Raw genomic sequence first — 22,687 nt, forward strand, 5'->3', positions numbered from 1 at the left:
GGAGTCATGATGTCGTTTCCGATTCGCGCCCGTTCGCTCTCCGTCCTGTTGCTGCCGGCCGTGCTGGCCCTGACCGCCTGCCAGGCACCGGCGCTGGATGAACAGGATTCGGCCACGGCCCATGCCCAGCAGGCCGCCGAGGCCGCCAAGGCACCGGCCGACGACGCCGGCAAGGCCACCGAGGCACCGCCGGTCGGCACCTGCGATGCCAGCCAGGTGCAGAGCCTGGTCGGCCAGGCGTACACCGATGCCCTTGGCAAGCAGGCCCAGGAAGATGCCGGCGCCAGCCAGGTGCGCGTGCTCAAGCCCAATGATGTGGCCACGATGGAGTTCCTCGGCGACCGCCTGAACATCGAAGTGGACGACAAGGGCGCAGTCAGCGGCGCGCGCTGCGGCTGAGTCCGGCCCCGCGCCGGCACTGGGTTGCCGGCGCGTTCTGTTGCACCTGCAACCGTGTATTGCGGCGCTGCAGCAACCTGTGATCTAGTCGAGGCATCCGGTGGCCTCACGATGCGCTCCAGGGATTGGGCGGGCTTGAGTGTCCCCGTTCAATTCATCCCGCATCGAGGTAGAGATGGCCCCCCGCAACCGCCAAGGGCTTTACGACCCGCGCTCCGAGCGCGATGCCTGTGGATTTGGCATGGTCGCCCAGCTCGACGATCAACCATCACGCCTGTTGGTTGATACCGCCATCGCCGCGCTTTCGCGCATGACCCACCGTGGTGGCGTCGCCGCCGATGGCCTGACCGGTGATGGCTGCGGCCTGCTGCTGCGCCGCCCCGATGCGTTCCTGAAACTGCTGGCCAGCGAAGCCGACATCGCGGTCTCCGCGCGCTTCGCCGCCGGCCTGGTGTTCCTGCCGCACGGGGCCGACGCGGCGCAGGCCTGCCGCGCACAACTGCAGGCGCAGGTGGAAGCGGTGGGCTGCAAGGTTGCCGGCTGGCGCGAGGTACCGACCGACGACAGCGTCTGCGGCCAGCTGGCGCGCGATACCCTGCCGCGTATCGAACAGGTATTCGTCGATGCAGGCGTCGGCCAGGATGATGCCGGCTTCGCGCTGGCGCTGTTCCTGGCCCGTCGCCGCAGCGAACAGCAGCTGCGCGACCACGCCGACTTCTACGTCACCACCCTCACCCCGGATGCGATCAGCTACAAGGGCATGGTGCTGCCGGACAAGCTCAGCCGCTTCTTCCCGGACCTGCAACGCCGCGAACTGGCCTCCAGCGCCATCGTGTTCCATCAGCGCTTCTCCACCAACACGCTGCCGCGCTGGCCGCTGGCGCACCCGTTCCGCATGCTCGCCCACAACGGCGAGATCAACACCATCGAAGGCAACCGTCGCTGGGCGCAGGCGCGCAGCAAGGTGTGGAAGACGCCGCGCTTCGATATCGGTGAATTCGACCCGGTCATCTCCATGCACGGTTCGGATTCGCAGAGCCTGGACAACATGCTGGAGCTGATGGTCGCCGGTGGCATGGAGCTGATCCAGGCGCTGCGCATCCTGGTGCCGCCGGCTACGCAATCACTGGAATTCAAGGACCCGGACCTGGCGGCGTTCTACGAGTTCCACGGCCTGAACAGCGAGCCGTGGGATGGCCCGGCCGGCATCGTCGCCTGCGACAGCCGTTATGCGGTGTGTACGCTGGACCGCAACGGCCTGCGCCCGGCGCGCTGGATGCTGACCGCCGACCGCCACTTCCTGGTCGCCTCCGAAGCGGGCGTGTGGGAAGTGCCGACCGAGCGTGTGGTGCGCAAGGGCAAGCTGGGCCCGGGCGAGATGGTGGCCATCGACCTCAAGCGTGGCGACCTGCTCGACTCCGACGCGGTGGACCGCATCAACCGTGGCCGCGCACCGTACAAGCAGTGGCTGCAGCAGGGCGTGACCTACCTGCAGACCGAACTGATCGACCCGTCGCTGGTGGAAGAACCCTTCGACGAGGGCACCCTGCGCAGCTACCAGAAGCTGTACCAGCTCAGCAGCGAGGAAGTGGAGCAGGTGCTGCGGCCGCTGGCCGAGACCGAGCAGGAAGCCACCGGCTCGATGGGCGATGACACGCCGATGGCGGTGCTGAGCCAGCGCAGCCGCCCGCTGTACGACTATTTCCGCCAGGCGTTCGCGCAGGTCACCAACCCGCCCATCGACCCACTGCGCGAAGACTGCGCGATGTCCCTGTCCACCCAGCTCGGCAGGGAGACCAACATCTTCCATGCCGGCCCGGAGACGGTGAACCACGTCATCCTCAATTCGCCGGTGCTCAGCCAGCGCAAGCTGCGCCAGCTGCTGAAGATGGACCAGTACGTGCAGGCCAACCGCCTGCTCGACCTGTCCTACAGTGAGGACGAGGGCCTGCGTGCCGGCATCGAGCGCATCTGTGCCGAGGCCGAACAGGCCGCGCGCGAGGGCATGGTGATGCTGCTGCTGTCCGACCGCTACCCGGTGGCCGGGCGGCCGATGGTGCATGCCCTGCTGGCCACCAGCGCCATCCACCACCACCTCTCCCACCTGGGCCTGCGCTGCGACGTCAACCTGATCGTCGAGACCGGCACCGCGCGCGATCCGCACCACATGGCCTGCCTGCTCGGCTTCGGCGCCACTGCGGTGTACCCGTACCTGGCCTACCAGACCCTGTTCGACCTGGGCCGCCGTGGCATCCTCAAGCTCAGCAAGGGTGGCGAGCAGTCGCAGATCGGCCGCCGCTACCGCAAGGGCGTCTACAAGGGCCTGTCGAAGATCATCTCGAAGATGGGCATCTGTACCGTGGCCAGCTACCGCGGTGCGCAGCTGTTCGAGATCATCGGCCTGGAACCGGAAGTGGTCGATCTGTGCTTCCCGGATACCGCCTCGCGCATCGGTGGCGCCGGCTTCGCGCGTCTGGATGCCGACGCACGCGAACTGTGCGCGCAGGCGTGGGACGCGCAGCAGGACGTGGATGTCGGCGGCCTGCTGAAGTACGTGCACGGCGGCGAATACCACATGTACAACCCGGACGTGGTGACCACCCTGCAGCGCGCGGCGCGCAGTGGTGACCCGCGTGCGTGGCAGCAGTACTGCGATGCCGTGCATGCACGGCCGCCGTCGGCACTGCGCGACCTGCTGGAGCTGGTACCGGCCGCCATGCCGGTACCGCTGGACGAGGTGGCCCCGGCCAGCGAACTGTTCCCGCGCTTCGATACCGCCGCCATCAGCCTCGGCGCACTGTCGCCGGAAGCGCATGAAGCGCTGGCCATCGCGATGAACCGCCTCGGCGGCCGCAGCAATTCCGGCGAAGGCGGCGAAGACCCGGCACGCTATGGCACCGCAAAGCGCAGCAAGATCAAGCAGGTGGCGTCGGGCCGCTTCGGCGTCACCGCCGAATATCTGGTCAATGCCGAGGTGCTGCAGATCAAGGTCGCGCAGGGCGCCAAGCCCGGCGAAGGCGGCCAGCTGCCCGGGCACAAGGTCAACGAGCTGATCGCGCGGCTGCGCTATGCCAAGCCGGGCATCGGCCTGATCTCGCCACCACCGCACCACGACATCTATTCGATCGAGGACCTGGCCCAGCTGATCTACGACCTCAAGCAGGTCAACCCGACCGCGCTGGTGTCGGTGAAGCCGGTCAGCCATGCCGGCGTCGGCACGATTGCCGCCGGCGTGGTCAAGGCCGGTGCGGACCTGATCACCATTTCCGGCCATGACGGCGGTACCGGCGCCTCGCCGGTCAGCTCGATCCGCTATGCCGGCGTGCCGTGGGAACTGGGCGTGGCCGAAGCGCACCAGGCACTGCTGGCCAACGACCTGCGCGGGCGCACCCTGCTGCAGACCGATGGCGGCCTGAAGACCGGCCTGGACGTGGTCAAGGCGGCGCTGCTGGGCGCGGACAGCTTCGGCTTCGGCACCGCGCCGATGATCGTGCTGGGCTGCAAGTACCTGCGCATCTGCCACCTCAACAACTGCGCCACCGGCGTGGCCACCCAGGACGAGCGCCTGCGCGAGAACCACTTCACCGGCCAGCCCGAGCGCGTGGAGAACTTCTTCCGCCTGCTGGCCGAGGAAGTGCGTGGCTGGCTGTCCTACCTGGGCGCACGTTCGCTGGAAGAAATCGTCGGCCGCACCGACCTGCTGCGGCAGATCGAAGCCGCGCCGCGCGACGGCGTGCGCGTGGACCTGTCGCGCCTGCTGGCCGACAGCCGCTACGAGGGCAGCCACTGCGCGGCGCAGCGCCTGTACGAATCGCCGGACAGCCTGGCCACGCAGATGGACGGCCTGCTGGCCGCAGCCATCGAGCACAAGCAGGGCGGCGAACACCGCTTCCTGATCCACAACACCGACCGCAGCATCGGCACCCGCCTGGCCGGTGCCGTGGCACGTGCACACGGCAACCAGGGCATGGCCGAGGCGCCGCTGGAACTGCGCTTCCGCGGCAGCGCCGGGCAGAGCTTTGGTGCCTTCAACGTCGGCGGCCTGCACCTGGAAGTGGAAGGCGAAGCCAATGACTACGTCGGCAAGGGCATGGCCGGCGGCCGCCTGGTGGTGCGTCCGCCGCGTGGCGCGCGCTTCGAGGCCCGCAGCACCGCCATCATCGGCAACACCTGCCTGTACGGCGCCACCGGGGGCGAGCTGTTTGCCGCCGGCCGCGCGGGCGAGCGCTTCGCGGTGCGCAATTCCGGCGCGCTGGCGGTGGTGGAAGGTGCCGGCGATCACTGCTGCGAGTACATGACCGACGGCGTGGTGCTGGTGCTGGGCAAGGTCGGCCTGAACTTCGGCGCCGGCTTCACCGGTGGCCTGGCCTGCGTGCTGGACGTCGACCGCGACTTCGTCGACCGCTACAACCACGAGCTGATCGACATCCACCGCGTGTCGGCCGAGGGCTTCGAGAACTACCGCCAGCACCTGCACCGCCTGATCGGCCGCCATCGCGAGCTGACCGGCAGCATCTGGGCGCAACAGATTCTCGACGAGTTCCGCGACTACATCGGCAAGTTCTGGCTGGTCAAACCGAAGGCCGCCAGCATCGAGTCGCTGACCGAAACCCTGCGACGCGCTGCGTAACGGTAGTGCCGGCCGCTGGCCGGCATCCCAGGATCACGTAGTGCCGGCCGCTGGCCGGCAACCGCAAAACACCACAGAGCCCGCCATGAGCCGCAAGCACGCTTTCCAGTTCCTCGACCTGCCCCGCACCATGCCGCAGCGCATTCCGGTCGAACTGCGCACCTCCGGCGACTGGGGTGAGCTGTACGGAAAATTCGGCAAGGAAGACGCGCAGTACCAGGCCGGCCGCTGCCTGGACTGCGGCAACCCCTACTGCAGCTGGAAGTGCCCGGTGCACAACGCCATTCCGCAGTGGCTGCAGCTGGTGCAGGAGAACCGCATCCACGAGGCGGCCACGCTGTGCCACAGCACCAACCCGCTGCCGGAAGTGTGCGGCCGGGTCTGCCCGCAGGACCGGCTGTGCGAAGGCAGCTGCACGCTGGAGGAATTCGGCGCGGTCACCATCGGCGCGGTCGAGAAGTACATCGTTGACACCGCACTGGCCACAGGCTGGCGCCCGGACCTGGGCGCGGTGCAGCCGACCGGCCACAGCGTGGCGGTGATCGGTGCCGGCCCGGCCGGGCTGGCCTGTGCCGACCGCCTGGCGCGCGCCGGCATTGCCGCGGTGGTCTACGACCGCTACGAGCAGATCGGCGGCCTGCTGCAGTTCGGCATTCCCAGCTTCAAGCTGGACAAGGACGTGATCCACCGCCGCCGCGAAGTGCTTGAGGGCATGGGTGTGCAGTTCCGCCTCGGTGTGGAGATCGGCCGCGACCTCAGCGTGCAGCAGCTGCTGGATGCCCATGATGCGGTGTTCGTCGGCACCGGCGCCTACCGCTACACCGATGGCGGCCTCGACGGCCAGGACCTGAAGGGCGTGCTGCCTGCGCTGCCGTTCCTGGTGCAGAACAGCCGCATCGTCGGTGGTGATGATCCGAAGGGCCGGCCGATTGCCGGCTGGGAGGACACCATCGCCCTGCCCGACCTCAACGGCAAGCGCGTGGTCGTGCTCGGCGGTGGCGATACCGGCATGGACTGCGTGCGCAGCGCCGTGCGCCTGGGTGCGGCCAAGGTGACCTGTGCCTACCGCCGCGACGAGGCCAACATGCCCGGCAGCGCGCGCGAAGCCGCCAATGCGCGCGAGGAAGGCGTGCGCTTCCTGTTCAACCGCCAGCCGCTGTCGATCGAAGCCGGTGCCGATGACGAAGTGATCGGTGTGACCGTGGTCGAGACCCGCCTGGGCGAGCCGGATGCCAACGGCCGCCAGAATGCGGTGCCGATCGACGGCAGTGAATCGCTGCTGGAGGCGGACGTGGTGATCATCGCCTTCGGCTTCTCTCCGACCGTGCCGGCCTGGCTGGCCGATCACGGCGTTGAAGGCCAGTCCAACGGCCGCATCGTGGCTGGAGGCAAGGACCGCCTGCCGTTCCAGACCGCGCACCCACGTCTGTTTGCCGGTGGCGACGCAGTGCGTGGCGCCGACCTGGTGGTGACTGCCGTGGCCGAAGGCCGCGACGCCGCCGCCAGCATCATCCGCCTACTGGCGCATTGATTCCGGCACCAGCAGCACGGCCAGCAAGCCACGCAGTTCCTGCGCCTCTACCGGCTTGGCCAGGAAATGATCGATGCCCGCTTCGCGGCAGGCCTCGCGGGTGCGGTCCAGCACGCTGGCCGTGAGCGCGACGATCGGGACCTGCGCGCGAACCGCACAGGCGTCGGCACGGATGGCCCGTGCCAAGGCGAAGCCATCCATGTGCGGCATGTGGCAGTCGGTGATGACCAGATCGAACGCCCGCGCCTGCCAGGCCTCGAAGGCCTGGTGACCATCGGCGCAGGCGTGCACCTGCAGGCCCAGATCGTGCAGCCGCTGCTCCAGCAGATGCAGGTTGGTGGGATGATCTTCAGCCACCAGCACCCGGGCCGGCGACAGTGGCCGCGCCGCCTCTGCCGGAAGCGGAAACGCCTCCGCAGTCAACTCACAGGCGTCCAGATCCAGTTCCAGCCACACGGTGGTGCCCTTGCCTGGCGTGCTGCGCAGGCAAAGTTCTGCTTCCATCGATGCGGCCAGTTCACGGCAGATCGCCAGGCCCAGGCCGCTGCCGCCGAAACGGCGCGTTGTCGATGCCTCGGCCTGCGTGTAGGCAGCGAACACCGCCTGTTGCCGTTCCGGACTGATGCCCACACCGCTGTCACTTACCTGCAGGCGAAGGCGTTGGCCGCCATCGCGCTGCTGCAGTACCTGCACCTGCAGGTCCACGCCGCCATGCTCGGTGAACTTGAGCGCGTTGCCGGCAAGGTTGAACAGGATCTGGCGCAGGCGCAGGCCATCGGCCAGCGATCCGGCCTGCAGTTCCGGATCAAGTTCGATGCGAAGATGCAGGCTCCGGCTGGCCGCCACCGGCATCAGCAACTGCTGCACCGCACGCACCAGTGCCGCCACGCTCGTGGGCCGCAGCTGCAGCGGCAGTGCCTGCAGCCGTTGGCTGTGCAGCACATCGTCCAGGATCTGGCGCAGCATCTGGGCAGCATCACCTACGGTCACCAGCACCTGTCGCTGGCGATGATCCAGATCGCTGCCCGCCAACCGCTCGAGCATGCCCAGCAGGGTGCTCATCGGCGTACGGATCTCGTGGCTCATGGTTGCCAGGAAATGGGTCTTGGCCAGCGCTGCCTGCTCGGCCGCATGGCGCGCCTCGGCCAACGCATGGGTGCGCGACTGCACTTCGCTTACGTCGATCCAGTAGCCACTCCACTCGACGTCGCTGCTGTCCAGGGACAGCGGCCGTCCCTGCGAGTGGACCCAACGCCAGCCCTGTAGCGAGCGCGTGCGGAAGATGACGTCGATCGCGCCCCGCGCCAGGGCAGCGGCGTCGACGGTGTCCATCAGCCGCGAGCGATCATCGGGATGAACCGCTGCCAGCAGGCGCTGTTGATCGATCAGGGCGGTTTCCACGCTGATTCCGAACAACGCCTGCACATCGCCTGCGATCTGGGAAAAGCTGTAACGGCCGGTGGCGGAGCGGCGCGCCTGATAGACCACCGCTGGCAGGTTCGAGGTCACCTCCTGCAGGCGTTGCGCGGCCACGCGGCGACGCTCGCTCTCGCGATGCACGCGCCAGTAGCCGAAGGCGTACACCAGTACGAGTGCCAGCAGGGTCAGCGAGGCCGGCACCAGCCAGCGCAAGGGGGACGCCGACGACGGGTGTCGCGGCTGGTCTGGCAGCCAGGCCATGCGGATCGTCGCGCGTTCGTTCGCGGACAGCTGCGATACGGCCTGCTCGAACAGCGGGATGACGTCGGCGCAGGCCGGCACCGTGGCCAGCACCGGCGCGTCGTCGATTCCGGCTGGCGCGGCGATCACCAGTGGCTCGCCCTGATAGTGGCGGAACGCGGCCTCGACCTCGCCAAGATTGGCGACCACGGCATCGACCAGACCCGTGCCCAGCAGTGACAAGGCGTCGTCGATGGGGGCGGGGGGCAGCAACTGCACGCCAGGTGCCTGTTCGGTCAGCACCGCCATCAGCGACAGCGGGTCGGGACTGGCCACGGTGCGTCCGCGCAGCGCTTCCAGGCCCAGCACCGGCGATGCATCCCGGCGCCGGACGATGACCTGTGGAAGCTGCACGTAGGGAGCACTGGCCACCCAGCCCGCTGGCAACTGCGAGCGCGGCCAGCCCAGCAGCGCCTGGATGCCGGGCGGCACCGTTCCTTCGGCGATGTCAGCGGCCGGCAATGGCCGCATCTGCAGTGGCTGCTGCGTGCCCAGCAGCTTCAGGTACTCCGCGCTGAGCCCGACCGGCTGGCCCTGCTCGCTGGAGGACAGCGGCGCGCGGTCGGCGGGCCAGGCAATGCGCAGCGGCGTCCTGCAACCTGCAGCGGCGGCCAGGGCAGGCAACAGCAGGCTGGCCACGACCGCAGTGGCGGCACGCAGGCCAGCGACGTTCACCATGGGCATCCTTTTCTCGCGGGCGGAGATGAACGGCCGCGCAGCGGTACCGCTGCCTCTCACGCTAACGACACGTGGGCGAGGCGCAATGAAGAAAGTTGTAAAACCACCAAGCAAGGGGAATGCCGACATACACTGCCGCTTTCACCCGTATCTGCGGAGCATTCAATGCGCATCGGCCTGGCTGCCAACCGTCTCCATCACCTCGACGCGCGCGCCGCCCTGTTCCGCTGGCTGCGCGTCAGCGAACCCGGCCTGCGCGAGCTGGGCGTGTCGCTGCACGCGGTCGGCCGCACCCATGACGCGATCGAGCGACAGGGATTCCTGACCGGATACGCAGGCCTGCACCGCTATCCCTACGGTCGTGAGGGTGGCCTGATGAAGCTGGTCGCCGAGGTGGTTGGGATGGGGCCGGAACGGACGCTGGATGGCGCGATCTACCTGATCGACCCGGTCGATCCGTCCTCCGTGTTTCCGGAAGCCACGGCGCTGAAGCGGCAGTGCGTGATCCACGGCAAGCCGTTCATTTCCACCGTGGCCACCGCGCGCGACTGGGTGGAGGTGGAGCGCATCCACGCCGGCCTGGCCGCCGATGCCGGGGCTGACGACCTGCATGCGTTCGAGGGGCAGACGCTGGCGCTGATCGCCCACGACGCGATGAAGCCGGCGATGCTGGCCTTCGCCGACGAGCACTTCGAGGTGCTGGCCCGGTTCGGTGAGCGGGTGGCAACCGGGACTACCGGCCAGCGCTTGAACGAGCTGGCCTGGAGCCGTGGCTGGCCCAGCGATACACCCTGGGTGACGCGCTACCAGAGCGGCCCGATGGGCGGCGACGCGCAGATTGCAGACCGGGTGCTGGAAGGACGCTGCCAGCGCGCGATCTTCTTCGAGGATCCGCACGTGGCGCGCCAGCACGAGGCGGATATCCAGCTGCTGGAGCGGGCGGTGACGACGGTGACCGACCAGGCGGTGTGCATTACGGCACCGCGGGTGGCGGCGCGGTGGGCGACGGCGGCGGCGATGCGGGCGGCGGTTTGATGGTGTCGGCCAACGGCTGAGCCCCTCGTGGTGGCTGGTATCCGAAGGCAAAGCCGTGCTTGGCCGGGCGGGGTGGATTGCGCAGGGGTCGCTGCAAGTACGTCCTTGTAAGCTCGGTCGCCGCATCCATGCGGCTCACGCCCCTGCGCAACCCACCCCGCCCGGCCACGGACAGATTCCGGTGTGCCCACCACGGAAGAAAGAAAAAAGAGCAGGAGCGGGTCGCGCGCTGCGCGTGCTTCTGTAGAGCCGAGCGTGGGCTCGGCTCTACCGTTACAGAAGCTGGCGGAGCATCGCCTTCAGGCGTCGCCCTTCGAGCTGGAAGTAGTCGCGCTGCTCGCGCCAGGCGGGGAAGCGTTGTTCCACTTCGTGCCAGAACGCAGGCGAGTGGTTGGGCTGGATCAGGTGGCAGAGTTCGTGCACCAGCACGTACTCGAACGCTTCGGATCGGCCGAGCACCAGGGCCAGGTCCAGTGCCATGCTGCCGTCGGGGGCCAGTGAGCCCCATTGCGAGGACATCACCTTCAGTCGCAGGCGGCTGGGTGCGCGTGGCAGGGAAGGCAGGTGCTTCGGCAACCAGCGGCCGACGTCGGCGCGGGTCTGGGCTTCGTAGAACTCGCGCAGCAGGCGGCGCAGGGTGGCATCGCCGCCTCGGGTCGGCCACTGCACGCAGGCGCCGTGTTCGTCGATCTCCAGCCGCGCGTAGCGGCCTTCCTGCCAGCGCAGCGGCAACAGTTCGCCGCGTAGTGGCAGCACACCGTCTTCGCCGGGCTGCAGCGGTGCCGGCAGGCCCTGCCCCTGGTACTGGCGCAGCTGCAGCGCCAGCCAGTCGCGGTGCTGTTCCAGGAAGCGTTCGCCCATCACCAGGCTTGCCCGCGGTGGCAGGGTCAGGCGTGCGCCGCGTTCGTCCACGCTCAGCTTGATGCGGCGCGCACGTGGATCACGCACGCGCAGCACCTCGATCTCGGCATCCTCCAGGCGCAGGCGAACGGTGTCGCGCTGTACGGTGGCGGGCGGGGTCGGGCTGATCAGGCGGCGCAGCAGACGGCTCATGCGCCCAGCATAGCGCCGCTTCGGGCCGCCGGATGACCGGCGGCCGTCGGGCTGCCTGTTCAGTCAGCCTTGCTGAGCTTGAAGGCTTCTTCCAGCAACAGGAACAGGCGGCGGATCTCGGCGCTCTGCAGGGCGAAGCGGGCGTCGAACTCGGCGCGGCGGCCGTCTTCGTCGGCGTGCTCCAGCTGGTCCAGGGCGCCGTCGAGGAACTTCAGCTTGCGCACGATCAGGTCGTCGCCGATGACGAAGGACAGGTTGTCCTCGAAGATCAGCGCCAGCTTGGTCACCTGCTTGCCGGCGTCCAGGTGCTTGTCGATCTCGTCGCAGCGCAGTTCCTGGTGCTGGCACTTGACCACCGCGCCGCCTTCCACCGGGTCCTTCATCTCGCACTCTTCGCCCAGGCTCAGTCCGGTCGGCAGCGGCTCGCCGGCGATCCAGCCGGTCAGGATCGAACGCGGTGCGACTTCGGCGTTCAGTGGCATCGCCGGGAAGCTGCCGAGCAGGCCACGGATGTCGGACATGAAGTACTCGCCGGTCTTGCGGCTGGAGGTATCCACCGCGACGTAGCCGTGCTGCAGGTCGATGAAGGCGTCGTTGCGCGAGGACTTCACGAAGGCGCGCGGCAGCAGTTCATGCAGCAGGTCATCCTTCATGCGCTTGCGCTCGCGGCCACCCGGCCGACGGCCTTCCTTCTCCTCGATCTCCTCCAGCTTGCGCTCGAGCAGGTCGTTGACCACGGCCGCCGGCAGGATCTTGTCCTCGCCGCCCACGGTCAGCCACAGGTGTTCGGCGATGCGGTGGGAGAGCAGTTCCTTCTCCTCACGGCCGAACGGCGAGATGAAGCCGCGCGAATTCATTTCCAGCGCGCCGACCGGCTTCAGCAGGGCGTGCGGCAGCAGGGTGTCGACTTCGGAAAAATCGGTGGTGGTCGGGAAACGGAAGAACGTCAGGTTGCGAAAGAACATGGAATTCCGGATGGCAAAGAGGAAGGGCGACCGACCTTAAACGGTGGGCGTCTCGGGATCTGCGTCGGCGTCGGCCGGTGAGCCGGCCAGCCAGGCATGGGCGTCGGGCAGCGGCGCGTCGTCGCGACGGCCCAGCGCCATGAAGTCGAACAGGGTGGTGTCGGCCAGCTGCGAGGGCCGGACTTCGCCCATGGCGCGCGCGATCTGCTCGATGCGGCCCGGGTGGTCCTTTTCCCACTGCTTCAGCATCAGGCCGACCTGGCGGCGCTGCAGGTTCTCCTGGCTGCCGCACAGGTTGCAGGGAATGATCGGGAACTGGCGCGCCTGCGCATAGTCGACGATGTCGCTCTCGCGTACGTAGGCCAGCGGCCGGATCACCACGTGCCTGCCGTCGTCGCTGCGCAGCTTCGGCGGCATGCCCGACAGCTTGGCATGGTGGAACAGGTTCATGAAGAACGTGGCCACCATGTCGTCGCGGTGGTGGCCCAGCGCGATCTTGGTGAAACCGTGGGTTTCGGCGTAGTTGTACAGCGCGCCACGACGCAGGCGCGAGCACAGCGAACACATGGTCTTGCCTTCCGGAATGACCCGGCTGACCACCGAATAGGTGTCCTGCTCGATGATGTGGTACGGCACGCCCAGCCCGGCCAGGTACTCCGGCAGCACGTGCTCGGGGAAGTCCGGCTGCTTCTGGTCCAGGTTCACCGCCACCAGCTCGAACGGCACCGGCGCCTTCTTCTGCAGCTGCAACAGCACGTCCAGCAGGGTGTAGCTGTCCTTGCCGCCGGACAGGCAGACCATGACCTTGTCGCCGGCCTCGATCATGCCGAAGTCGGCGATCGCCTCGCCAACCTGGCGACGCAGGCGCTTGGCCAGCTTGTGCTGCTCGCGCTCGGCCACGCGCGGATCGCGGGCGGCGCGCGGCTGGGGATCGGGAAGGGAAATCACGGCACTCATGGGGTCCATTCTAACGGCTCGGAGCCGCCCCGGCCGGGGGTCGGAATTCCCCTCTCCCGGCAGTCATCATCGCTGTGTATGCTCGGAGGCTGTGGACACCTACAGCCCCGCCGAGATCGTCGAACGCCTCGCCGCCCTGCGCGCCGAGCATCGCCTGCTGGATGAACAGATCACCCGCATGGCCGCCAATGGCGAGGACGAGCTGGAATCCAAACGCCTGAAGCGGCGCAAGCTGCAGTTGAAGGACTGCATCGCCAAGCTGGAAAGCCTGCAGATTCCCGACGAGCCGGCCTAAAGACGGTCCTGGTGGGTGCCAACCTTGGTTGGCACGGCTGGAAGGTGTGGTCCAAGGTCCACACCCTCCGCACGGCCCGGCGCTACCTTCAATCCTGCGGCGCAGGCTCGTCCGGGCGTGCCGCTTCCGGGCTGACCCGTTCGATGGTGTGGCGCAGCTCGCGGCCGAGAATGAACTTGGCGTCCTTGGCCCAGGCATCCAGGCGCTCGTCGAACAGCAGCTTGCTGTTCTCGTCCGGCCACACCAGGCGCAGCTCGCGCAGCTTCTGGATGAAGCCGCGGAACAGGGTGCGGTCGAAGAACTCCGGCGCGGCCGGTGCATAGAGCAGGCTCAAGCGCTGCGCCGCCTGCTGGCACAGGCTTTCCAGCTCGGCAGCACCCAGCACGCCCGGGCCGTTCTTCACCAGCACCGAGATGGCGATGTAATAGCGCTCGAACGCCTGCTGCAGCGAGTGGCCGATCGCACGCAGGCGGAACACCTCGTCGGTCTGCCCGGTGTTGCGCGCCAGGATGCCGCCGTCGTCATCGTTGACGTTCTGCAGCAGGCCCTCGCGCACGAACACGTTGATGGTCTGGTCGATGCGCTGCGCGAACTCGTCCTCGCTCCACGGCAGGAACAGCTCGGCCTGCAGGAACGGGTACACCGTGCGGCCCAGCTGGACCAGGCCGGTGCGGCTCATGCGGCGGTTGTTCTGGAAACAGCAGGCCACCCACGACGAGGCGGTGAACAGGTGCAGCACGTTGTTGCGGAAGTAGCTCAGCAGCACCGCGGTATCGCCGCTGACGCTGAGCACATCGCCCAGCGGGTGCTTGACGCGGGTGAGGACGTTGATTTCCTCGGCGTGGGCGATGATCCGCTCCGGCGAGTGCGGGGTCACCGTCACCCGGTCCGAATACGGCATCTCGACCAGCAGGGTCTTGCACAACTCGATCTGCGCGATCAGGTCGGCCTCGCCCATCGCGTGCTTCGGCGTGGACAGCAGGGCCAGCGCCAGCAGGTTGATCGGGTTGACGTCGGCAGCACCGTTGATGCGCACCTGGATACGCTCGGCCAGCGTATCCACCGTGGTCGACAGCCAGGCCGGCTTCTCGTCCTCGGACACCGCCTCGCCCTTCCACTCCGGCGCCTTCTCGGCCAGCACGTCGTTCAGCGCGATCGGCTCGCCGAAGTTCACCACCACCTGGCCATAGTTCTGCTTGAGCACCTTGGGGATGCCCCACAGCAGCGACCAGATCGATTCCTTTTCCTTCGGCCGGCCGGACAGTTCGTCCAGGTAGCTGCCGCCCTCCATCAGCTTCTCGTAGCCGATGTAGATGGGCTGGAACAGCACCGGCTTGCGCGGCTGGCGCAGGAACGCACGCAGCGTCATCGAAATCATGCCGCCCTTGGGCTGCAGCAGGCGGCCGGTGCGCGAACGGCCACCTTCGACGAAGTACTCCAGCGAGTAGCCACCGGCAACCAGCTGCGCGACGTATTCACTGAGCACCGCCGAGTACAGCGCGTTGCCACGGATCGAGCGGCGGATGAAGAACGCACCGCCCTTGCGCAGCAGGGTGCCGACCACCGGCAGGTTCAGGTTGATGCCGGCCACGATGTGCGGCGGCACGATGCCACGGTCGTACAGCAGGTAGGACAGCAGCAGGTAGTCCATGTGGCTGCGGTGGCTGGGCACGTAGACCACTTCGTGGCCCGGCGCGGCAGCCTTGAACTTGTCCAGGTGGTGCACCAGCACGCCCGCATAGATGCGGTTCCACACGTGGCTGAGCATGAAGCTGGCCGAGCGCACCACCGGGCTGGAGTAGTCCGCGGCGATTTCCCAGGCGTAGGCGTGTGCCTTCTTCCAGGCATCGGCCGGCTTCGAGTTGTCGCGCTTGGCCTGCGCGGCGATCGCTTCGCGCACCGGTTCGGCGGCCAGCACCTGGTCCACCAGCAGGCGCCGGGTCGACAGGTCAGGGCCGATCACCGATTCACGGATGCGGCGGAAATGGGTACGCAGCACGCGCTGCAGCTTGCGCACCGTGCGTTCCGGCTCCAGGCCTTCGTCGACGGTGTTGCGCAGCGAAATCGGCGGCGCGAAGCGGACGATGGTGCTGCGACCATTCAGCAGCACCGCCAGCAGGCGGCGGAAGCGGCCGACCAGCGCCCAGTTTTCCGAGAACAGCACCGCGAACCAGCCGCTCTGCTTGTCCGGCGCGCGGCCGACGAAGATCGACACCGGCACCAGGTGCACGTCCAGGTCATCGCGCACGCGATGGGCCTGCAGCACCTTGGCCAGCGAATCGGAGTGGGTCTTGGCACCACGCTGCTCGGGGATCAGCGAATTGCTGGAGCTGCGGCGCGACAGTGCCAGGTAAGCGCGCTTGCGCCCGGTCGGGTCACCGGCCAGCGGCACCAGCGGCGACGGCAGGCCTGCCTGGCGGCAGGCCTTGTCCAGGATCAGCGCGTTGGACAGGCCGTAGTCTTCCAGCACGTACATGACCGGGCGGCCATCGTTGTACTGGCCCGGGTCTTCCGGCTCGATCTTCAGCGACAGCCACGGCTCGACCAGGCGGCCCAGCAACCGCGCCCACAGCGGGCGGCGGCCAGCCGGACGCGCGTGCGCGGGCGGCGGTACCGGGTTCGGGCCGGTACCGGTCGAGGGGGACGCCGGCACCGTATCGGCGGGCGTCGACTGGGATTCTTCGCCGGGGAACGGCAGCGGGTTCTGTTTCGACATCGGCGCCATTATGGCTTAGGCGGTGGCGTTGCCGCTTCCCCACCCTCGGCGGGGGCTTCAGCCGGTACGGGGGCCGCCGCCGCGCGGGCCGCGTCGACCTTGCGCAGCAGGGCGTCGGTGTCGGCCAGGGTGCGGGTCAGGTACCAGTGGCCCTCGCGCCGGCTCAGCGGCAGCTGCAGGCTCATCTCGCGACCGGCGAGGTCATAGCGCAGGCGTACCAGCGCGTTGTCCCCTTCCACCGACAGCAGTTCGCCGCGCAGGCTGCGCAACGCGTCGTCCACATCCAGCCCGTAGCTGCCCAGCACCGCCTTGAGGGTGTGGATGAACGGCGCCAGCTGCTGCAGGCTGCCTTCCATGCCTGCGGCCTGCAGGCCGGCTTCGTCGTCGAAGCCGACCTTGTTGGCGGCGCCGACCAGCGCGGCGATGGTGCTGCGTGCGCGGGCCCGGTCACTGATCGGGGCACCCTGCGCCCAGCTGGCCAGGGTTTCGACCAGGGCGATGTAGTGCGCCTGCTGGCCCGGAGTATAGCCTTTCTGGTGGCGCAGGTACTGCACACCGAAGTTGCCCATCGATTGTGCAGCCTGGCGAACGGCGCCGGCCTGTCCGGCCAGCTGGCGATCGAAGCTGCGCTGCAGTTCGGCGCTGGCATTGGGCTTGCGCAGTGCGGCCAGCATCGGCAGCAGCTGGTCGCCCAGTGGCAGTTCGGTCAGCGGCCACTGGCTGTGGCCTTCGGTCCAGGCCTGTTGCAGGCGCTGGTACTGGCTGGGCGGCACAGACAGCTTTGCGTAGCCGACCAGATCGTCCTCGGCCAGGCGCAGCGCCATCGCCTGCACCGCCGCGACCGGCTCGGCCGCCGGCTTGGTCGGGTCCTGGGCCGATTCACGACACGCCGCCACGACCAGCAGCAGCATGGCTGCCAGCCCCCATCCACGCGCAGACCTTCCTCGCACTGCCACGCTCATGCACTCGGACTCCCCGGACCGGTCCGCATCTTGCGGCCTGTGACGTGACAGCGGCAAGCCGGGACGTCACGGTTTCCGCCATTGCTGGCCCAAGTGGTTGAAAGGCATAAAAAAAGAGCCGGGATCACGGGGATCTCAGGCTCTTCAAGCCGGCACGAGGCCGGAGGACAGTGTTGTGGCACATGTCCGGTCCGAGGACCGGATGGCGGCGATCCTACGCTGCCCTTCAAGTTAAGGCAACACTTCACGTAGTGTTATATAAATTATTGTTTTTATTGATTTTAATGGCACCGGGGGTGATGTCCATGACATCTACGGCGGGTTTTGTGGCGATTCGGGCACAACCGCTCCCCGGGGCGGATGCAGAAACGCCATCCCGCACGGGTCGGGATGGCGTTCGAGCCTGCAGCCTGCGCAGCGGAATCTCAGCGCGCAGCCAGCGCCGACGCGATTTCCTGCTGGATGGCCCGGGCCGCTGCCTGCGGATCGGCGGCCAGGCGGATCGGACGGCCGACCACGATGGCATCGGCGCCATCGGCAAAGGCCTGGGCCACACCCACGGTACGCTTCTGGTCATCGCCGACCGGGCCACCGGGGCGGATGCCCGGGCAGACGATCGAGAACCCGGCGCCGGTAGCGGCACGGATCGGGCCGGCTTCCTGCCCCGAGGCGATCACGCCATCGATGCCGGCCGCCTGCGCGGCCAGCGCGCGCTCGACTACCACGTCCACCGGCTCACGGTCGATGCCCATCTGCGCCAGGTCCGGGCGGCCCATCGAGGTCAGCACGGTCACTGCCAGCAGGCGCATGTCGCCGCTGTTGGCGGCCGCGCAGGCCTCCATCATGGCCGGGTGCCAGCCATGGATGGTGGCGTAGCTGACCGGCCACTGCGACAGGCGCTTGATCACGGCCGCGGCGGTGGCCGGGATGTCGAAGAACTTCAGGTCGACGAACACGCGCTTGTCGCGGCGGGCCAGCTCGTCCAGCACCTGGAAGTACTCGCCCGACGCCAGCAGTTCCATGCCGATCTTGTAGAACGCCACGCTGTCGCCGAGACGATCGACCCACTCCAGCGCCTGCACGCGATCAGGCACGTCCAGCGCGAAGATCAGGCGTTCGTCATCGCGCAGCGGCAGCGGCGCGCGGCTCACGGTGCGTAGTCCAGGGCAGCGCGCTTGGCGTCGTGACGAGCCTGGCGCGACTGGCTGTAGTCATTATTGAACTGCGCCGGCTCGAAGCCGCCGTAGGTCGGGTTCGGCAGCATCCACCAGCGCTCGCCGAACCAGTCGTGGTACTGCTGCAGCAGCGCGTCACGGCCTTCGTTGGTGTTGGCGGTCACTTCCACGAAGTCGCCCAGCTGGTCGCCGAACTGCATCAGCACGCGGTACTTCTGCCCGGCCAGGCGACGGCGGCAGTTCTTCTCGCTGCCGGCCTGCTCGCAGCCTTCCACCACGGTGCCCAGACCCAGGAACACGCTGTCATCGGCCACCGGCAGGCCCTGCTCGCGCAGGTTGGCCAGGGTCGCGTCCTTCAGGTGCACGGCGCGGTTGGAGATGTACAGCAGCGTCACGCCCTTGGCGTTGGCGGCCTTGGCGAAATCAACCACGCCCGGAATGGCCTTGGCCTTCTTTTCGGCCACCCACTGGTCCCAGGTCAGCTCGTCGTATTCCTTGCCGTCGCGCACCAGGCGCGCCTGGTAGGGCGAGTTGTCCAGCACGGTCTCATCCACGTCCAGCACCACGGCCGGCTTCAGGCCCTTGGCCTCGTTGCCGCGTTCTTCCGGCACCAGCGCATCCCAGTGGGCTTCCTTCAGCGCGGCATCCAGGTGGTCGGCGGCGGCACGGTAGGTCTGCTCGGTGATCGCCTTGTACTCCTGTGCGCGCTGCATCCACAGCACTGCATTGAGGTTGTCGTTGGCAGTGGCATCGAGCGCGCCATCGGCCTTGGCAGCGGCGGCCGGGGCCTCCGGTGCAGCGGCTTCGGCAGCAGGCGCATCCACGCGCTTGCAGGCGGACAGGCCCAGCGCCGCAGTGGCGAGCAGGGTCAGGGACAAGGAAACAGGACGACGCATGGATTCACCGGCAATCAGATATACCGGCGCATTTTACCGGCAAAGCCGGCCCCGGGACGGCTATGCTTGGCGGTCGACCCGTTGCCCTTCCGGAGGCCGCCATGACCGATTCCACCCAGACCCCCGACGTCCCCCTGCTCGACGCCGTGCAGGCCCGCCTGCTGGGCTGCCTGGTGGAAAAGGAGGCAACCACCCCGGACACCTACCCGCTGACGGTGAACGCCGCCCAGTCGGCGGCCAACCAGAAGACTGCGCGCGAACCGGTGATGAACGTAGACGCCGGCAGCGTGCAGCACGCGCTGCGCCAGCTGGAGGCGCTGGGCCTGGCCCGCCAGCACTTCTCCTCGCGCGCGGACCGCTACGAGCACCGCCTGCAGGCCGCGCTGGACCTGACCCGGCAGCAGACCGTGCTGCTGGCGCTGCTGCTGCTGCGTGGGCCACAGACCCTGGGCGAACTGATCACGCGCAGCGAACGCCTGCACCGCTTCGCCGACGCCGACGAAGCCCGGCACGCCATCGAGCGCCTGCAGCAGCGCGCGCTGCTGGTGGTGCTGCCGCGCGCCAGCGGCCAGCGCGAAGACCGCTACATGCACCTGCTGTGCGGCGAAGTGGACGGCGCGGCGCTGGCGGCCAGGTACGCCAGCAGCGGCGGTGGCAGCAGCGATGCGGCCGACCCGGGCCTGGCCGAGCGCGTGGCGCAGCTGGAAGCGGCCGTGGCCGAACTGCAGGCGCAGCTGGCCGAACTGCGCGGCTGAAGTCCACATCCGGTAGTGCCGGCCGCTGGCCGGCAACCCGGTGATGCCTGGATGCCGGCCAGCGGCCGGCACCTACCAACATCAGGGATCAGACCTGCGCCGCACCCGGCGTGGCATACAACCGGCTCGGGCTGTCCACGCCCGGCAGCTGGACCACCCCGCGTTCCTGCATGCCCAGGCCCAGCAGGATCTTTCCGGACACCACATTGTCCAGGTCGGTGATGCCATACAGATCGTGCAGGCCCAGCGCTCCGCGTGCATGCGCGAACACCGCCCGCGCTGCCTCCCCGGCATAGCCCTGCCCTGCGAATTCCGACAGCACCGCATAACCGATATCCGGCCCCGGCAGGCCATCGCGCCGCACCAGCCCGGCATTGCCCAGCCAGGCACCATCGGACAACCGCTCGATGGCATACATGCCGAACCCGTTCAGCGCATAACTGTGCAGCACACGCAGCGCGATGTATTCCCGCGCCTGCTCCTCACTGCGCACATTGCGGTCACCGATGAAGCGCACGAAGCCCGGATCGTTCAACAGCGCCAGCATCGGCACCGCATCGCGATCCGGTTCAATCGCACGCAGGCGCAGGCGTTCACTCTCGATCGGTTGCACAGGCAGACCTCCAGCCGAAACCCCGATTCTGCCTCAACCCCCGGCTGCTGCTGTTGCTTTTGATTTTCTTTGCATTGCCGTGGAAGGAAGCGCCCGGCATCTGTCAGAGGCCGGTCGGGGTGGGTTCGCGGGGGTATCCGCGCCATGGATGGCGCGGCTAAGCCCCCAGGGACGGGTTCACGGCGTCCCCCGCGAACCCACCCCGATCGGCCACACTGCGGAACCAACGCGTGCTCCACCACGGAGGGGCGGCGCCGTTGGAGCGCCCTAGTCGAACAGCGCCTCGATCGCCGCCAACCCCGCACTCGCCCGTTCCTTCTTGCGCGCCGCATCGGCCACCGGATCAGCACCGTCGCGCTGGATCTCCTCGGCCGGAATCTCCTCGAAGAACCGGCTCGGTTTCAGCCGCACATGCTCACCGAACTTGCGCGTCAGCTTGCTGTAACTCATCCACAGCTGGATCTTGGCACGGGTGATACCCACGTACAGCAGGCGCCGCTCTTCCTGCAGGTTGCCCTCGTCCAGGCTGACCTGGTGCGGCAGCACGCCGTCCTCGCAGCCCACGATGAACACGTACGGGAACTCCAGGCCCTTGGAGGCGTGCATGGTCATCATGCGCACCTGGTTGCCACCCTCGTCCTTGTCGCTGCGCGACAGCAGCGCCAGCTGGCCGGCCAGGTCAGCGGCAGTGGCACCGCGCGGGCCGCCCTCGAACCACTGCGCCAGTTCCTCGATGTTGTTGGCGCGGCGCTGGTAGCTGGCCTCTTCCTTGGCCTGCTGGCGCAGCTCGCTGAGCAGGCCGGACTCCTTGGCCACCTTGCGGATCATGTCACCGGAAGTGACCTGCCGGGTCTGCGCGCGCAGGTCGCGCAGGATATCGGTGAAGCGCGCCAGGCTGTTGGCCGCACGCGGCGGCAACTGCTGCAGGGCGCCGATCGCCTCGGCGGCCTGCGCCATCGGCATGTCCTTTTCCTGCGCCAGCTCGGCCAGCTTGGCCAGCGTGCCGGCACCGACATCGCGCTTGGGCGACTGCACCGCGCGCATGAACGCGGTGTCGTCATCCGGGTTCACCAGCAGGCGCAGCCAGGCCAGCGTGTCCTTCACTTCCTGGCGTTCCAGGAACATGGTGCCGCCGGTCAGGTGGTAGGGGATGCGCAGCAGCTGCATTGCCTTTTCAAGCGGCCGTGACTGGAAGTTGCCGCGGAACAGGATGCAGAAGTCACTCCACGGCACGTTGCGCGACTGGGCCACGAAGGCGATCTCGGCCGCGACCTTTTCCGCTTCGTGTTCGCTGTTGCGGCATTCCCATACGCGGATGCGTTCGCCGTCGGCCTGGTCGCTCCACAGCTTCTTCAGGTGCTCATGCGGGTTATTGGCGATCAGCGCGTTGGCCGCGCGCAGCACGCGGTTGGAGCAGCGGTAATTCTGCTCCAGCTTGATGATCTCCAGCGTCGGGTAGTCGCGCCCCATCTGCTGCAGGTTTTCCGGGTTGGCGCCGCGCCAGGCGTAGATCGACTGGTCATCGTCGCCCACGCAGGTGAAGTTGCCCTTGTCACCGGCCAGCTGCTTGAGCAGGCGGTACTGCGCGTCGTTGGTGTCCTGGCATTCGTCCACCAGCAGGTAGCCGATGCGCTCGCGCCAGGCCAGCGCGATCTCCGGGTTTTCTTCCAGGATCTGCACCGGCAGACGGATCAGGTCGTCGAAGTCGACCGCATTGAACGCGGTCAGGCGCAGCTGGTAGCGCTCGTAGACGCTGGCCGCTTCCTTCTCGCGGTTGCTGCGCGCGGCGGCCATCGCCTGCTCGGGCGACAGGCCGGCGTTCTTGGCGCGCGACACCAGGTTCTTCATGTCCTCGATGTCATCGGGCTTGGCCCCGTACATCAGGTCCTTGATCTGCGCGGCGGCATCATCGGCATCGAAGATCGAGAAGCCACGCTTCAGGCCCACGGCCGCGTGTTCGATCTGCAGGAACTTCAGGCCCAGCGCATGGAAGGTGCAGATGGTCACCTCGTCGGCGTCCTGCTCGCGCAGGCGCTTGGCCACACGCTCGCGCATTTCCTTGGCCGACTTGTTGGTGAAGGTGATCGCCGCGATGCGGCGGGCCGGGTAGCGGCCACAGCCGATCAGGTGGGCGATCTTTTCCACGATCACGCGCGTCTTGCCGCTGCCCGCGCCGGCGAGTACCAGCAAGGGACCTTCGATGTGCAGGACGGCGGCGGCTTGGGGGGGATTGAGACCGTGCATGGGAATGGGATTGTAGCGGGGCCGCAGCGGACGGACCTGACTTGCATGCGCACCGTTCCTAAGC

16 protein-coding genes are annotated in these 22,687 nt (G+C 68.0%); 6 read left to right on the top strand and 10 right to left on the bottom strand.

The genetic code is table 11. The features are described from left to right. Nucleotides 1–9 precede the first annotated feature (9 nt). From EZ304_RS20280 to EZ304_RS20290, 3 genes are all read left to right on the top strand, one after another. Nucleotides 10–399 carry an I78 family peptidase inhibitor gene (locus tag EZ304_RS20280; protein WP_099552806.1) on the top strand — a complete coding sequence of 130 codons (390 nt, stop codon included), beginning with the start codon at nucleotides 10–12 and terminating at the stop codon, nucleotides 397–399. A gap of 175 nt (nucleotides 400–574) precedes the next feature. Beyond that, nucleotides 575–5,029, top strand: coding sequence for a glutamate synthase large subunit (gene gltB, locus EZ304_RS20285; RefSeq protein WP_142807986.1), 4,455 nt, complete (start codon nucleotides 575–577; stop codon nucleotides 5,027–5,029). An 85-nt stretch (nucleotides 5,030–5,114) separates the two neighbouring features. Continuing rightward, nucleotides 5,115–6,560, top strand: a complete 1,446-nt coding sequence (locus tag EZ304_RS20290; protein ID WP_142807987.1) for an FAD-dependent oxidoreductase — start codon at nucleotides 5,115–5,117, stop codon at nucleotides 6,558–6,560. On the opposite strand, the gene EZ304_RS20295 is transcribed toward EZ304_RS20290, so the two are convergent. After that, the gene (locus EZ304_RS20295) at nucleotides 6,546–8,954 is read right to left on the bottom strand and encodes an ATP-binding protein (protein ID WP_142808131.1); all 2,409 of its coding nucleotides are present in this window, start codon (nucleotides 8,952–8,954) and stop codon (nucleotides 6,546–6,548) included. The genes EZ304_RS20290 and EZ304_RS20295 overlap by 15 nt on opposite strands. Nucleotides 8,955–9,122: 168 nt before the next feature. Here EZ304_RS20295 and EZ304_RS20300 point away from each other — a divergent pair, with 168 nt between their 5' ends. Continuing rightward, nucleotides 9,123–9,992, top strand: coding sequence for a methylglyoxal synthase (locus EZ304_RS20300; RefSeq protein WP_099552790.1), 870 nt, complete (start codon nucleotides 9,123–9,125; stop codon nucleotides 9,990–9,992). Nucleotides 9,993–10,265: 273 nt separating this feature from the next. Here the strand turns inward: EZ304_RS20300 and EZ304_RS20305 are convergent, their stop codons facing one another. The 3 genes from EZ304_RS20305 to ttcA are packed head-to-tail and all read right to left on the bottom strand — an operon-like array spanning nucleotide 10,266 to nucleotide 12,967. Continuing rightward, nucleotides 10,266–11,045, bottom strand: coding sequence for a M48 family metallopeptidase (locus EZ304_RS20305; RefSeq protein ID WP_142807988.1), 780 nt, complete (start codon nucleotides 11,043–11,045; stop codon nucleotides 10,266–10,268). Between the two features lie 59 nt (nucleotides 11,046–11,104). Further along, nucleotides 11,105–12,010, bottom strand: coding sequence for a recombination-associated protein RdgC (locus EZ304_RS20310; RefSeq protein WP_005411825.1), 906 nt, complete (start codon nucleotides 12,008–12,010; stop codon nucleotides 11,105–11,107). Between the two features lie 36 nt (nucleotides 12,011–12,046). Continuing rightward, on the bottom strand, nucleotides 12,047–12,967 hold the full coding sequence (gene ttcA / locus EZ304_RS20315) for a tRNA 2-thiocytidine(32) synthetase TtcA (protein WP_185959204.1): 921 nt from the start codon (nucleotides 12,965–12,967) through the stop codon (nucleotides 12,047–12,049). A 91-nt stretch (nucleotides 12,968–13,058) separates the two neighbouring features. On the opposite strand from ttcA, the gene EZ304_RS20320 reads away from it, so the two are divergent. After that, nucleotides 13,059–13,262: a YdcH family protein gene (locus EZ304_RS20320; RefSeq protein WP_049430910.1), complete on the top strand. Its 204-nt coding sequence runs from the start codon at nucleotides 13,059–13,061 to the stop codon at nucleotides 13,260–13,262. Between the two features lie 88 nt (nucleotides 13,263–13,350). Here EZ304_RS20320 and plsB read toward each other — a convergent pair whose 3' ends face one another. The 4 genes from plsB to EZ304_RS20340 all read right to left on the bottom strand — a co-directional run bounded on the left by plsB (nucleotide 13,351) and on the right by EZ304_RS20340 (nucleotide 19,011). After that, complete coding sequence (gene plsB / locus EZ304_RS20325; protein WP_099552793.1) at nucleotides 13,351–15,987, bottom strand: glycerol-3-phosphate 1-O-acyltransferase PlsB; 2,637 nt, start codon at nucleotides 15,985–15,987, stop codon at nucleotides 13,351–13,353. Next, nucleotides 15,987–16,940: a hypothetical protein gene (locus EZ304_RS20330; RefSeq protein WP_142807989.1), complete on the bottom strand. Its 954-nt coding sequence runs from the start codon at nucleotides 16,938–16,940 to the stop codon at nucleotides 15,987–15,989. Before EZ304_RS20330 ends, plsB begins: the two co-directional genes overlap by 1 nt. A 425-nt stretch (nucleotides 16,941–17,365) precedes the next feature. Continuing rightward, the gene (gene pyrF, locus EZ304_RS20335; RefSeq protein WP_142807990.1) at nucleotides 17,366–18,091 is read right to left on the bottom strand and encodes an orotidine-5'-phosphate decarboxylase; all 726 of its coding nucleotides are present in this window, start codon (nucleotides 18,089–18,091) and stop codon (nucleotides 17,366–17,368) included. Then, nucleotides 18,088–19,011, bottom strand: a complete 924-nt coding sequence (locus tag EZ304_RS20340) for a 5'-nucleotidase, lipoprotein e(P4) family (protein ID WP_071228640.1) — start codon at nucleotides 19,009–19,011, stop codon at nucleotides 18,088–18,090. Before EZ304_RS20340 ends, pyrF begins: the two co-directional genes overlap by 4 nt. 101 nt (nucleotides 19,012–19,112) lie before the next feature. On the opposite strand from EZ304_RS20340, the gene EZ304_RS20345 reads away from it, so the two are divergent. Beyond that, the gene (locus EZ304_RS20345; protein ID WP_142807991.1) at nucleotides 19,113–19,766 is read left to right on the top strand and encodes a YceH family protein; all 654 of its coding nucleotides are present in this window, start codon (nucleotides 19,113–19,115) and stop codon (nucleotides 19,764–19,766) included. A gap of 88 nt (nucleotides 19,767–19,854) precedes the next feature. Here the strand turns inward: EZ304_RS20345 and EZ304_RS20350 are convergent, their stop codons facing one another. After that, on the bottom strand, nucleotides 19,855–20,379 hold the full coding sequence (locus EZ304_RS20350; protein WP_099552797.1) for a GNAT family N-acetyltransferase: 525 nt from the start codon (nucleotides 20,377–20,379) through the stop codon (nucleotides 19,855–19,857). Nucleotides 20,380–20,646: 267 nt separating this feature from the next. After that, on the bottom strand, nucleotides 20,647–22,623 hold the full coding sequence (locus EZ304_RS20355; protein ID WP_142807992.1) for a UvrD-helicase domain-containing protein: 1,977 nt from the start codon (nucleotides 22,621–22,623) through the stop codon (nucleotides 20,647–20,649). Nucleotides 22,624–22,687: the final 64 nt, after the last annotated feature.

Origin of the sequence: Stenotrophomonas maltophilia (assembly GCF_006974125.1) — a bacterium.
Classification (GTDB): domain Bacteria; phylum Pseudomonadota; class Gammaproteobacteria; order Xanthomonadales; family Xanthomonadaceae; genus Stenotrophomonas; species Stenotrophomonas maltophilia_O.

Bases quoted from the DNA above. Each gene is read 5' to 3' on its own strand.
- plsB (WP_099552793.1), bottom strand. From the start codon at position 15,987: ATGGCGCCGATGTCGAAACAGAACCCGCTGCCGTTCCCCGGCGAAGAA.
- EZ304_RS20330 (WP_142807989.1), bottom strand. From the start codon at position 16,940: ATGAGCGTGGCAGTGCGAGGAAGGTCTGCGCGTGGATGGGGGCTGGCA.
- ttcA (WP_185959204.1), bottom strand. From the start codon at position 12,967: ATGAGTGCCGTGATTTCCCTTCCCGATCCCCAGCCGCGCGCCGCCCGC.
- EZ304_RS20310 (WP_005411825.1), bottom strand. From the start codon at position 12,010: ATGTTCTTTCGCAACCTGACGTTCTTCCGTTTCCCGACCACCACCGAT.
- EZ304_RS20290 (WP_142807987.1), top strand. From the start codon at position 5,115: ATGAGCCGCAAGCACGCTTTCCAGTTCCTCGACCTGCCCCGCACCATG.
- EZ304_RS20355 (WP_142807992.1), bottom strand. From the start codon at position 22,623: ATGCACGGTCTCAATCCCCCCCAAGCCGCCGCCGTCCTGCACATCGAA.
- EZ304_RS20340 (WP_071228640.1), bottom strand. From the start codon at position 19,011: ATGCGTCGTCCTGTTTCCTTGTCCCTGACCCTGCTCGCCACTGCGGCG.
- EZ304_RS20305 (WP_142807988.1), bottom strand. From the start codon at position 11,045: ATGAGCCGTCTGCTGCGCCGCCTGATCAGCCCGACCCCGCCCGCCACC.
- EZ304_RS20345 (WP_142807991.1), top strand. From the start codon at position 19,113: ATGACCGATTCCACCCAGACCCCCGACGTCCCCCTGCTCGACGCCGTG.
- EZ304_RS20280 (WP_099552806.1), top strand. From the start codon at position 10: ATGTCGTTTCCGATTCGCGCCCGTTCGCTCTCCGTCCTGTTGCTGCCG.
- EZ304_RS20300 (WP_099552790.1), top strand. From the start codon at position 9,123: ATGCGCATCGGCCTGGCTGCCAACCGTCTCCATCACCTCGACGCGCGC.
- gltB (WP_142807986.1), top strand. From the start codon at position 575: ATGGCCCCCCGCAACCGCCAAGGGCTTTACGACCCGCGCTCCGAGCGC.